The sequence below is a fragment of the Paenibacillus sp. YYML68 genome (genome assembly GCF_027923405.1).
Lineage (GTDB): Bacteria > Bacillota > Bacilli > Paenibacillales > NBRC-103111 > Paenibacillus_G.
Window position 1 is genome coordinate 880,196 of record NZ_BQYI01000001.1, and the last position, 13,132, is coordinate 893,327.

Consider the following 13,132-nt stretch of genomic DNA (forward strand, 5'->3'; position numbering starts at 1 on the left):
ATGAGGACTTGGCTATGCACAACGCTTTTAATAACAGGAGCATCGGGATTCCTATAAGTATTTTGACGCTCATCGTTTTTTTAACCCCTATGTCCACTCAAGTCACAGGGGTTTCCTTATTGAAATTGATTGAGGATGGCGCGTATTTTTTAATGTTTCTTTACTCCGCTTATACGCTGAAAAGAAACAATGATATCATTCATATTCCGAAGACGGTTATGCTCCTGCTGTTTTTCCTGCTTGGCTATGCCGTTCTAGGATATTATTACAGCGGTATTGGTGTCGTGATCTTGCAGTTTAGAGAGTTCAAATATTTATTACTACTCGTAATTTTAATCCCGTTTACGAAGCGTGAAGACTTTAAGTACGTATGGCCCATTCTTAACGTAGTCGCTATCGTGTGTATTCCTGTTTCCATTGTACAGTGGTTTATATTTCAATCCTCTGGTGATTTCATTACGGGTATTATGGGAGAGCGTCAGAGCGGGACCATGTCACTGTTCCTCATGATCGTCTTTTTCTCGGAATTTACGAGAAGATTGGTTGGAGGTCAACGGGTACTCGGACTGTACTTTTTGTATTTGGTTCCGACTGCTCTTAATGAATCTAAGATTACGCTGTTTTTGCTTCCTGTATTGATTGTCCTATCGCTGATCATGAGTAAAAAATTTAAGTTGAAGTATATGCTTGTCGTAGGGATTTTCTTGGCCTTGTTTTTCACCGGTTACTCGATGATGTTTGATGCTACCGGTTATAAGAAGGGCTTCGACGAAATGTTCTCTTACGAGGGGCTTAAGGAATATATGCTCGAGGACGGCGAAGGATGGGGGAAGGATGCAGGGCGATTGACTAAGCTACTGATGGCCTTCGATCTTATTGAAGATAGTCCGTATTTCGGATACGGTCTAGGCGCTTCGTATGGAGGGGCAACCTCTGGCTTAGCCGGCTACATATTCGCTACTAATAATAGCGGTGTGAAGCTAGGTGGGACGAGACAACAGGTCGTACTCAGTCTTATTGACACAGGCATCATAGGTGCAAGCTTTGCTGTGCTGCTGCTTCTTGTTGTTTTCATGAAGGTCGTTGCCGTTCGTAAGATGTCTCTAGAGAAGATCATTGCCGTGCACACTTCTTTTATTATTTTGATTACATTTTTATATCAGCAAATCTTTTATTCCTACCAGCTAATGTTCATGTTGATCATGTTTACGGTTCTATGCTTGAGGACTAAGGAGCATGAACGTTCAGGCTCTAATGCCACCCTAATTCGAACCGGTTCTCATTCCTATCGGGAATCTATGTAATAGGAGCTGACAAGATGGTCCCAGCGGTATCGGTAATTGTACCCGTATATAACGTCGAGAAGTATTTGTCCCGCTGTGCGGAGTCTCTCATGAATCAAACTCTGCGGAATATTGAAATTATTATGGTGAACGATGGTTCCACGGATCAGAGCGGTCAGCTTGCGGATCAGTATGCGGAGATGGATTCGCGTATTAAGGTAGTTCATAAGTTGAACGGTGGTCTGTCTAGTGCCCGTAATGCCGGGTTGGAAGCTGCTACAGGAGAGTATGTTGGCTTTGTGGATTCAGACGACTGGGTAGAACTGAATATGTATGAGCATCTCTATCAAGCTGCCATTGAGCATGATGCAGAGGCTTCCTTATCCGGAGGCTTTCTTAAGATTACAGAAGATGGACAAATCAGTAAGCGATTATCGCCTTTAGGAAGAGCTAGTTATGATGCTGAGCAGTTGATCGATGAAGTGCTCATTCCAATGGTTGGAGCAACCGCTGATGCGAACAATGATATAAGTATGCAGATGGGAGTTACGCTGAACATATACAAGAGGAAGCTGCTGCAGGAGTATGGAGTTAGGTTCGTCTCTGAGAGACAATACATATCCGAGGACATTGTTTTTAACTTGGATGTATTTACGAAAGTTAAACGAGCCAGTGCGGTTCCGGTTCCCATGTACTACTATTGGCTGAATGTGCAGTCCCTAACACAATCGTTCAAGCCAGATCGTTTTGAGAAGGAATGTATGTTGTTCGAGCATCTGACACACAAGCTGAAGGAACTCGGTCTGTATGACCTTGCGATTCAGCGATTGCGGCGCACCTATATCGGAAGAGCTCGTGTATGCATTGTGAAGGAAGCTAGGGATCATGTAGGCGCAAGCGTGTTCCAGAGGTTAAAGAATATTAGACGAATAACGGGAGAGCCGTTATTAGTCGATACTTTGAACCAATACCCCATTGCCAAGCTTAACATCAAGCTGCAGTTAATGACGTACGGAATGAAGTATCGCTTAAGCTTGATCTTGTTCCTCGTTTCGATTTTTCGAAAACGTGTATAAGGTAGTTAGGGACGGGGAGATGTATGAAATATGCCGTATGCATGCTAGCGCACACCAAACCTGAGTTGGTTGAACGAATTGTTAACAAGATTGCACAACCCAATGTTGAAGTCTTTATTCATCTGGATGCTAAGTGTCGTATAGATGAGTATTCCCATATCTCCAATGCCTTGTTCATACCGAATCGGGTGAAGGTGTACTGGGGCGGGCGCTCGATGATAGTAGCCATGCATCGCTTAATGCAATATGTAGTGAACTCGACCACTTGTAATTACCTGCTCTTTATAAGCGGAGAAGATTATCCGTTGGTACGTCCCGATCATTACGACTTATATATTGACCCTTCAAGGAATTACGTAGAATATGCCATGCTACCTCGGATGGATTGGCATATGGGGGGCATGAAGCGTTTGCGATACTATTATTGGTTGAATTCTCCATCGTCTTTTTTATCCAGAGCGAGCGTTAAGCTTCAGAAGATGATAGGTTTATCTCGCAATCTACACCAGTCCTTTGCACCTTACGGCGGTAGTCAATGGATGAACATGAATCGCGAGGCAGCACAGTACTGCTTGAACAACTGGGATACGTACTATCGTTATTTTCAATATAGCTCGATCCCGGATGAACTCATCTTTCAAACGATATTGATGAATTCACCTTTGCGGGAATCAGTATCTAATCATAATTTAAGATATATTTATTTTGAAAATAACAATCGCAATCCGAGCTACCTGAACGAATCGAATTACAGCGCCATAGCGCAGTCAAATGCACTATTTTGCAGAAAAATAAAAGATGTGGGGACGTTCGAACGTATGGATATAGCCTTCGCAGCCTTCGAGAATATTAAAGCGTAAGAGAGGAAGCTTATGATGAGAATTGCTGTTGCTGGAACAGGATATGTCGGTCTCGTTACTGCTGTATGCATGGCGGATAAGGGACATGAAGTGGTATGTGTGGATGTGGATGAGAACAAGGTGAGCTTGCTGAGCTCAGGTATTTCACCTATATATGAAAAAGATTTAGAAGAAATGATGGCCAAAAACAAGGACCGTCTAACGTATACGACAGATTACCGGAATGCCTATGTAAATGCGCAAGCAATCTTCATCGGTGTAGGAACGCCTGAGAAATCAGATGGGTCCGCGAACCTTACTTATGTCTATAAGGTAGCCAGACAAATCGCTGAGTCACTCGTGAATGATTGTGTCGTCGTACTGAAGTCAACTGTACCCGTTGGAACGAATGATAAGGTTGAGAAAATCATGAATGATTGTAAAGTAGCTGACATTGCGATTCATGTCGTATCGAACCCTGAATTTCTTGCGCAAGGTACAGCTGTTCGCGATACACTTCATCCTAGTCGAATTATTATTGGAGTGGAGCATACAGCCGCCGAAAGTATGATGCGGGAAATATACAGCGGCTACGATGCTCCGATTCTGGTTACTGACCGCAGAAGCGCTGAGATGATCAAGTATGCGTCGAACGATTTCCTGGCTCTCAAAATTTCATATATTAACGAAATTGCGAACCTGTGCGAAATTGTAGGGGCGAATGTGGATGATGTAGCTCAAGGAATGGGACTTGATTCACGAATTGGCAACAAATTTCTTAATGCGGGTATCGGTTATGGCGGGAGCTGTTTCCCGAAGGATACGAAAGCACTGCACTGGCTAGCTAGTATGAACGATTACGAGCTGAAAACGATAAAAGCAGCTATTGAAGTGAATGAACAGCAAAAGCTGAAGCTGATCAAAAAGTCGAGAAAATATTACGACAGCTTCGAGGGATTGACAGTTGCGGTTCTAGGATTAACCTTTAAGCCAGGTACCGATGATCTGAGAGAGGCGCCGTCGCTTGTGAATATACCGATTTTGCTCGAAGATGGAGCTAAGGTGAAGGCGTTCGATCCTGTAGGAGTCCCGAACTTCAAGAGGGTGATGGAGCATAGCGCGGCCGAATACGCGAATCGAATTGAATATTGTGAGTCGGTTGAGCAGACGCTGCAGGATGCGGACATTTGCTTCATTTTTACGGAATGGGATGAGATTAAGAGCTTTGAATTTGAACGGTTCGGTTCGTTAATGAGAACGCCGATTGTGCTAGATGGTCGCAACTGTTATGCACGTAAGTCGAATGAAAGCATTACATATGAAAGTATCGGAAAATAGGAAGGGGTACCGACGATGAATAAGCTTGTCAGTGTCATCATCCCTACCTACAAAGGTGCCGGTAAGCTGGCTAGAGCGATTGATAGTGTATTGGATCAAACCTATATGAGCATTGAAATTATCGTGGTAGATGACAATGACCCGTCTTCCCAACCGAGAATGGAAACGATGAAGGTGATGGAGAACTATCGTCTTCCCAATATTCATTACTTAAAGCATGAGCACAATAAAAATGGATCTGCCGCTAGAAATACGGGTATTGCTCAGGCAAAAGGAGAGTATATCAGCTTTCTTGATGACGACGATTTCCTGTTTCCTGATCGGATCGAGAAGAGTGTCGATCGACTTCTAGCTAATTCAGCTTACGATGCAGTTTATTGTGGGGTCATTAAGACGAATAGTGAACGTATACGAAGTATTATACATGCACGCAAGCCGATCACTCAGAAGGACATTCTGTTGAATGAGATGGCCATCGGAACAGGCAGCAATATTTTTCTTACAAAGCGAGTTCTGGATGAAATTGGGGGCTTCGATGAGAGCTTTATTCGGAACCAAGATCTGGAGTTCATGATTCGGGTGCTTGGGAAGTTCCAGATGATCCATCTGGACGAACTGCTGATTGTCAAGGCGACCAATGGAAACGTCAACGTACCGGACTATCTGAAGCTGAAGGCGGTAAAGGATAAGTTCATCGCAACGTTCGAGACGGTTATTCATCAACTCAGCGAGAGCGAGAAGAAGCAATTTTATCGCAATCATTACAGCGTGATGCTAGAGTCGGCCATCGTGTCAAGAGTAAGTGCACATATTGATGAGGTCGTAACAGCGATGGAGCCGTATCGGCGTCTTGTACGCAAGGAAAAGCTGCTGATCTTCATGGTGCGTATCAGATTTTATAGAAGTAAGCCTTATCAGATGTTAAGTAAGTCTATCTCTTGGATCAAGAAGCTGAAGCCAAGTGAAATCCGTAGCGTCATTAGCAATGACAAGTGGACATTCATTATGGGAAAGCTGGGTTAAGGCTAGGCCTGCAGTGAAGGGTGAATGCAATGAGCAGAGAAAGTAAACTTGTTAAGAATACGTTAATATACATAATCGGCAATATTACCTCGAAAATTTTAGCCTTCTTTATGTTGCCGGTCTATACGTTTTATATTAGCCAATCTGACCTTGGGTTGTTTGATATTATTTATAATGTTGCTTTAATAGCGGTTCCGATTTTAACGTTATGCAGTCATGCATCCATTTTTCGTTTTGCGGTTGATGAGTCGGAGCAGAATGCGATCAATAAGGTGATATCGAATGGTGTATTTATCGTTTTTACAGGAATAGGATTATCCATTGTTCCCTATATGATCAGCCTTTTCTTTTACCGTGATGATAGTGGTGTGTACATATTAGGTTTGATCATAATTATGGCGTTAGGTACAATTTGGCAGCAGATAGCAAGAGCACTACACAAAAATATGGTGTTTGCGGTTTCAGGTGTCATTCTAACGATCGCCATATTTTTTAGCTGTATGATATTGATCCTTTTTTTTCAGTTAGGCTTGGAAGCCTTGATTTTCTCTTATATTTTTGCATATCTTACTGTTTTTATTTATATCGAATGGAGAGTAAGAGTCTTCAAGAGGTTGATGCTTCATTATATAGAGAGAAGTGTCTTGAAAAAGCTGCTTACATATTCCTTACCTTTATTACCAGGAGAAATCAGCTGGTGGCTGATGTCAGGGGTCAATCGGATTATCATTGCATTGTTCATTGGCGCAGCAGCAAATGGTGTGTTTTTCGTTGCTTCGAGATTCCCTAATCTCCTTACCATGATTAATGGAGTGTTCAATCTGGCTTGGACCGAAAGCTCGATACAGGAATACAATGCAGAGGACAAAAATGAATATTATACTAAAATGTTTAACCTGTTTATGCGACTTCAGATATCTATCTTTCTGTTGGCTCTTCCAACTCTAAAATATTTAATGATCGTTACGGTTGAACAGTCCTATCATGATGCATGGGTGTACATTCCTCCACTGTTATTAGGTACTGTGTTCGGCTCATTTTCAAATTTCTATAGCACAGGCTACTTAGGCTCCAAAAAAACGATGGGGGCCTTTATTACGGTAATGGCAGCATCTATTGTTAATGTTTCATTAGTATTACTGCTCATACCAAGTATTGGATTACATGCTGCAGGTATCTCAAATTGTGTGGCTCTAATTTTTCTGTGGATCTTCCGTGTATTTCATACCAGAACATATTTTACAATTCGTTTGGATTATAAGTTGATGTTCTTTTTAGGTATAATGATAATCTTTTTTATGTGGGGGCATTATCAGAACCGGATCTGGATAGATGTTCTTTTACTTTCATCAGCACTTCTCATTAGTTTCATCATAAATAAGGAATTACTAGCGGCATTATATCAAAAGGTCCTACAAAAATACAAAAAATTCAAACGAAGTAGAAGTAAAGGTGAATCAAAAGGCTAACCATGTGATAGGCAGGTGACGTATGAAGGTATTGATGGTCGGTAATTCAAAACGTGTAAAGGGCGGAATAAATTCTGTCATGAATTCCCTGCTACAGGGTCTTCCACTTTGTAAGTCCAATGTGAAAGTAACTCGATTTGCTTCATATACAGACCAAGTGCCCCCAGTTATTAGGCCTTTTTATTCGATTATGAAGCTTCTGGTGTTCTTAATTAAGGTAATTCCATATCAAATTGTACATATGCACTCTGCTGCAAACGGAAGCTTTTATCGCAAAACATTGTATACGTATTTCAGTAAGTGGTGGGGAAAGAAAGTTATTTTTCATATTCATGGGTCAAGCTTTGAGGCATTCCAGAGAAAAAATTCCTTTACGAAGTGGATCGTAAGAAAAACGCTTGATCGTGCGGATGCAGTCGTTGTCCTTTCTGAGCAAATGAAAATGCTAGTTCATCGATTTAGTAACAATCCATCTGTACATGTGCTTCCTAATCCAATTGAAATCCCTGATGAGCAAGACTTGCTAAAGCCCAAGGATTATTCCGATAAAGTAAACTTGTTGTTTCTGGGTGAGATCGGGCCACGAAAAGGAATATATGATTTGGTGCAGGCGCTTGCTAGTGTACCACAACCATATCGCAATCAATTGCAACTTCATGTGTGTGGGAACAACGAGATTGAGAAGCTGAAATCAAGAGTGCAGGAGTTAGGGCTAGAAGATTGCTGCACGGTGCGCGGGTGGATTGATGGTGAGAAGAAAAAGTATTTTTTACGTGTAGCTGATATTTATATATTGCCTTCCTATGCTGAAGGGCTTCCCATTTCTATTCTTGAAGCTATGGCCTATTCTTTGCCTATCATTAGCACTAATGTTGGTGGCATCCCCGAAATTGTTCGTCCTGAACAAAATGGTATTCTTGTTGAACCAGGGGCAATTTCCGACATAACATCAGCTATATTGCAACTTATAACGGATTCTGAGCTTCGAGATGAGTTCGGTAAACAAAGTAGAGAAATCGTAGATAAACACGAGTTAAAGGCGGTTGTTAAGCAACTTAATCAGCTGTACATTTCAATGGTTGATGCGAGATAACATTTATGGAAGGGTGTATGGAGTAATGAAAATAGCACTGGCTTGCTCGGTTGGTGGTCATCTCACACAAATCAGACAAATGGAGAAGCTTTATAAAAACTACGAGTATTTCTTTATTACAGAAGATACTTTAATGACTAGAGAATTGTTGAAGAAGGAGCAAGGCTACTTATTACATTTGATAAACCGAAAAAAATGGAACTTTGTTCTTCTTTTTATCATTAATTTTATTAAAACCTTAAACATATTGACGAAAGAAAAGCCGGATGTTGTTATTTGTACAGGAGCATTAAGCTCTGTGCCTACATGCTTTTTAAGCAAGATCATGGGGATTAAATTGATTTATATTGAAAGCTTTGCGAAGATGCATAGTCCGACCTTGACGGGTAGATTCGTATACAAAATTGCGGATTTATTTATTGTGCAATGGGAAGGCATGAAGAAGTTTTATCCTAAAGCTATTTATGGGGGGAGCATCTATTGATACTGGTTAGTTTAGGGACACAAGACTTCCCCTTTAATAGATTATTAGAAGAGATTGATCGATTAATTGATAGGGGATTTATTCAGGAGGATGTCTTTGCTCAAGTTGGCTACTCCCAGTATGAGGCTAAGCATTATCGGACACAGAAATTTACCGACTTTAATCAGTTTGATGAATTACTCGATCAATGCAGCATTCTCATTACTCATGGCGGAACGGGTACAATCGTTAGCGCTCTGAAGAAGGGGAAGAAAATAATTGCAGTGCCTCGTCTCAAAAAGCATAATGAGCATGTGGATGATCACCAAACTGAAATCATTGAGCTGTTTTCGAAGCAAAATCTTATTATTGGATTAAACGAAGTTGCGGAGTTAGAACAAGCTTTGCAAAAGATCCATTCAATGGAGTTTAACACGTTTGTAAGTGGTAATGAGACAATTATTCAGATCATTGATGATTTTATTAAAGAGATATAGAATGAAGAGGTGATAACTTCCAGTGCTAAAAATTTAACTGGTAATTTAAAGGAGGCAAACGAATGCTTCGAAAATGGATATCCGTCTTCGTTTTCCTCTTCGCATGTTCGACATGGCCGGTAGCAGAGCAGGTGACAGCTCAAGGGAACGATTATGCAGCCCATACACCGTGGCACTCTACAACGAAAGGAACGCCATTAGATGTCGGTAAGCTTGTGCTGGATGCACCTGCTGGTAAGCATGGCTTCGTTCAAGTGAAGGATGGACATTTTTACTTTCAGAATGGGACCCGTGTGAAGTTCTGGGGGGCGAATCTGGGGCGAGGTGCGAACTTTCCGTCACATCGCGATGCGGACATATTAGCTGATAAGCTGGCGACTCTTGGGTTTAATGCGATACGTATTCACAACATTGATAATGACAGTAAAGGCGCCACGATTATAGATCGAGCACAAAATCACTCTCAGAGCCTCGATGCCGCGGCACTTGATAAGCTCGATTATTTAATCTATGTATTAAAGGCTAAAGGGATCTACGTCGTAATGGACGTCCAGACTTCTCGAAGATACAAAGCCGGGGACCAGGTCGTAGACTATGATCAACTGCCTAGAGGGATGGCCAAGACCGTTGGATATTTCGATGATCGGATTATGGAGCTGGAGAAAGGCTTTGCGGATGCGTTGTTCGGACATGTGAATCCGTATACTAAGCTAGCCTATAAGGATGATCCAGCGCTTGCGCTGGTGGGTATGCTGAACGAGGATTACTTCTTCAAGCCTTGGAAGGATGGGGCCTTGGATGCGAGCTCGAACGCAGAGTATATGGTGCCCAGCTATTATTTGGAACAGCTTGATGCTAAGTTCAATTCGTTTATCCTCAATAAATACGGTACACAAGCGAAGCTTCAAGCGGCATGGTCGGGTTCCGCCAATACTCAGAACCTAATTAAGAACGGTAGCTTTGCGAATGACATCTCTCAAGGCTGGACGATAACGACTGATGAGACGTTAACGACAACCGCCAAGTTGGATAGTGGATCTTCCCCACACGGTAGTACCCATTTGAAGTTTGCCAAAATTCAGCCACAGCCAACAGCGGGAGGGGCTTATTCGGCGCTCAGCTTAAAACAGCACGGTGTTAAGCTGAAGAAGGGCCACACCTACCAATTGGACTTTTATGTGAAGACATCAGAGCCTGGGAAGGGTACATTGAAGGTTCGTTTTGACGGAAGTCACCATTTGGATAAGCACTACGGCTTGGATAAAAACTTTAAATTTACAGAATCTCAAGCTTGGACGGCGTATTCCACTACGTTCGTAGCGTTGGAGGATTCAACTGCTGATCCCAATGCCTCGTTAAGCTTCTATTGCGGCTGGTGCTGGGGAGACTTCGAGTTTGATCATATCCAGTTGAAGGAGATTCAACTGCCGGGTCTATTAGCTGGTGAGTCGCTAGCTAAAGCCAACTTGAAGCGAATCGCCTGGGAGGGTCGCTTTCATTATTCCCCTCAACGCTTTGCCGATACGACGGAGTTCTATTATTCGATCGTTCATTCGTATTTCACTGAGATGAAGGAATACCTACGTGAAGAGGTCGGATTACAAGTACCTATATCGACAAGCAATAATTATACGATGAACGCAGAGATCATGGCTCGAACCGTAGGTGACTTTATGGATGCGCATGTTTACTGGGACCACCCCAAGTTTAGCGCAGAACATAAATGGTCAACGGAGCAGTTCTCGATTACGAACGATTCGATCATAGCTAAGGCTGGGAATATGAAGGACCGGAGATGGTTTAGTCGCTGGGTCGAATATTTAGCCTTGAACCGGGTGGAAGGAATGCCTTTTGTCGTAGGAGAATGGCAGCTTCCTTTTCCGAATGAGTATGAGTTTGAGGCCGCACCTTTGATCTCCGCTTATGCCCAGCTTCAAGATTGGGATGGTTTGTTTATCTTTAATTATTCCGAGACGAACACTTATGAGAACAATGCAGAACGGATCGGATATTGGTTTGATATTATCGGCAATCCTTCTAAGCTTGCACAAATGCCAACCTATGCTCTGTCCTTTCTCAAGGGATACGTGAGGCCGGCTGAGCATAGCGTTACGGTGCAGTATAACAATAATGAAGTGTTTGCGAGCACTGGCGTAAACAGTGATACTCCAACGTACAACATTAAAGACGAGCTGCCTACTGCGTTGCTTTACAAGCATATGATTTCAAAAGCTTTTGGCGCTGAGCGCACGTCGATGTCATCAGATCTCATAGATGAGGAGACAGACGAGGCCTTGTCGCAGGAGAGTGTTCATCGGAGCGATACGGACGAGTTAATATGGGATGCTTCCGTAGAGGGCAATGAAACGTTCCTCATTAATACGCCTAAGAGTCAGTCTATAACCGGCTTTATGACGGGAAGAACATTGCGTACCTCTAATATGGAGGTTCGATTGTCACCTGCACAATATCCGTTCGGTTCTGTAGCACTTCAGCCTTTGGATGACCGTCGTATTCAAGATTCAAGAAGCATGCTGTTAACCTTGATATCTAGACAGTCGAATTCTGAGCAAGAGCAGGAAGCGTCAACAGGTCTGTTCCATTGGGGACAAGGTCCTACCCGCATGCAGCAATTAACAGGCAAGGTAACGATAAGTCTTAAGCTGGCAGATACGGACCAGGTAGAGGTTCGTCAGCTTAATACGGCAGGGACTCGCGAGCTGACACTGCCCGTTAAGATGGATAGGTTGAATCAAACAATTGTCATTGAAATCGAACGTCTAAGCTCGCCGTACCTTCACATTGTTAAATTAAGCAGTTGACATCAAGTCACCTATACCCTCAAAGCTCAGCTCTAATGGAGGCTGTCTCATGAATCACGACCAGCGCATCGTATTGAACCACCTGCTTCATCTGCTGGGCCCAACAACCGAGCAATCTGAAGCGTCACACGCTTCGCAAGCACAATCCATACTAAACTGTGCCATTGTTCAAGGGATCGGGGCGGTTATATTTCCGATTCTGCATCAGCAGCATCGTGATCAGCTTGCGGACCAGCAAGGATGGAGTACGATGAAGGAGCGCTTCTTGAATGCGGCACTTCGCAACAAGCTGTACATGAAGCAGATTCAGGAGCTGCTTTATCGTTTTCAGGAGGCGGGAATACCGGTCATGGTGCTTAAGGGTATCGCCATTGGTCGGCTATACCCGAAGCCGGAATATCGAATGATGAGTGATGTGGATCTCTATGTACAGCCTGAGCATTGGCACAAGTCCATGGAGCTACTGAAGGCTCACGGTTACACACAGACAGAGCCAGATGATTATAACGTTCTTCATATTGAGTTCCAGAAGACGAATGCGATTACGGTTGAGCTGCATCGGAATCTGATTCATACGGACCATCTTGGAGACCGGGATAAGGAAGGCTGGTATGCAGAGGTTTGGAGACGAAAGCAGAGGTACGGCTTAGAGCAGCTACAGTTTGAGGGGATGTCCATAGAGGATGAGCTCATTCACCAGATTACACACTTCGCGGCGCATTTTGTGTACTATGGGACGAAGCTGCGGCACCTGTTCGAGATGGCCTTGATTGCCAGTCGGTATGAAGATGAATTGGACTGGGCGTACATGGCACTCATGCTGAAGCGTCTAGGCTTCTACCCGTTCGCGTGTTTGTTATGGAGGGTGTGTGGGCACTACTTCCATACGAAGGTACCGCATTCTTTCATCGAGCATGTGAGCGAGGAAGTGGCAGTTGGCTTCATGGAGGACTTGCTAGAGCACTATTCGTGCGAGATTGAAGAAGGTGACACCGACAGCTGGCTCCGTGTCATGAATGCCGTCAAGCCGACGTATGCAACCAACCAGCTACAGATGTGGCTTCTCATTGCCAAGGTTCAGTACAAGACACATGGACTGAAGCTCCCTTGTATGTGGCAGAACGGGCGAAGGAATGTAAGAGCCGCGAATAAGAAAATTGCGGTGATTCGTCAGTATGGGCTGAATGGCAGTCGGTTGGTTAGATGATTCCTATTTTACGCTGAAGGAG

At 43.3% G+C, this 13,132-nt stretch carries 11 protein-coding genes; all 11 read left to right on the forward strand.

What is annotated here, in order from left to right; all coding sequences use genetic code 11:
* Nucleotides 1–14: 14 nt before the first annotated feature.
* The 11 genes from PAE68_RS04065 (at nt 15) to PAE68_RS04115 (ending at nt 13,110) form a co-directional block, all read left to right on the forward strand.
* Nucleotides 15–1,304 carry an O-antigen ligase family protein gene (locus tag PAE68_RS04065; protein WP_281884329.1) on the forward strand — a complete coding sequence of 430 codons (1,290 nt, stop codon included), beginning with the start codon at nt 15–17 and terminating at the stop codon, nt 1,302–1,304.
* A gap of 14 nt (nt 1,305–1,318) precedes the next feature.
* Complete coding sequence (locus tag PAE68_RS04070) at nt 1,319–2,359, forward strand: glycosyltransferase (protein WP_281884331.1); 1,041 nt, start codon at nt 1,319–1,321, stop codon at nt 2,357–2,359.
* Between the two features lie 23 nt (nt 2,360–2,382).
* On the forward strand, nt 2,383–3,219 hold the full coding sequence (locus PAE68_RS04075; protein WP_281884333.1) for a beta-1,6-N-acetylglucosaminyltransferase: 837 nt from the start codon (nt 2,383–2,385) through the stop codon (nt 3,217–3,219).
* Nucleotides 3,220–3,231: 12 nt separating this feature from the next.
* On the forward strand, nt 3,232–4,536 hold the full coding sequence (locus tag PAE68_RS04080) for a UDP-glucose dehydrogenase family protein (protein ID WP_281884335.1): 1,305 nt from the start codon (nt 3,232–3,234) through the stop codon (nt 4,534–4,536).
* Between the two features lie 15 nt (nt 4,537–4,551).
* Nucleotides 4,552–5,559, forward strand: coding sequence for a glycosyltransferase family 2 protein (locus PAE68_RS04085; RefSeq protein WP_281884337.1), 1,008 nt, complete (start codon nt 4,552–4,554; stop codon nt 5,557–5,559).
* Nucleotides 5,560–5,588: 29 nt separating this feature from the next.
* Nucleotides 5,589–7,028 (forward strand): lipopolysaccharide biosynthesis protein, encoded by a 1,440-nt coding sequence (locus PAE68_RS04090; protein WP_281884339.1) that lies wholly within the window; start codon nt 5,589–5,591, stop codon nt 7,026–7,028.
* Between the two features lie 22 nt (nt 7,029–7,050).
* On the forward strand, nt 7,051–8,121 hold the full coding sequence (locus tag PAE68_RS04095; protein ID WP_281884342.1) for a glycosyltransferase family 4 protein: 1,071 nt from the start codon (nt 7,051–7,053) through the stop codon (nt 8,119–8,121).
* A gap of 25 nt (nt 8,122–8,146) precedes the next feature.
* On the forward strand, nt 8,147–8,605 hold the full coding sequence (pssD, locus tag PAE68_RS04100) for a PssD/Cps14F family polysaccharide biosynthesis glycosyltransferase (RefSeq protein WP_281884345.1): 459 nt from the start codon (nt 8,147–8,149) through the stop codon (nt 8,603–8,605).
* Entirely contained in the window at nt 8,602–9,081 is a 480-nt protein-coding gene (gene pssE / locus PAE68_RS04105) for a PssE/Cps14G family polysaccharide biosynthesis glycosyltransferase (protein WP_281884347.1), read from the forward strand. Before pssD ends, pssE begins: the two co-directional genes overlap by 4 nt.
* Nucleotides 9,082–9,143: 62 nt before the next feature.
* The gene (locus tag PAE68_RS04110; protein WP_281884349.1) at nt 9,144–11,903 is read left to right on the forward strand and encodes a carbohydrate binding domain-containing protein; all 2,760 of its coding nucleotides are present in this window, start codon (nt 9,144–9,146) and stop codon (nt 11,901–11,903) included.
* A gap of 49 nt (nt 11,904–11,952) precedes the next feature.
* The gene (locus tag PAE68_RS04115) at nt 11,953–13,110 is read left to right on the forward strand and encodes a nucleotidyltransferase domain-containing protein (RefSeq protein WP_281884351.1); all 1,158 of its coding nucleotides are present in this window, start codon (nt 11,953–11,955) and stop codon (nt 13,108–13,110) included.
* The last annotated feature ends 22 nt before the right edge of the window (nt 13,111–13,132 follow it).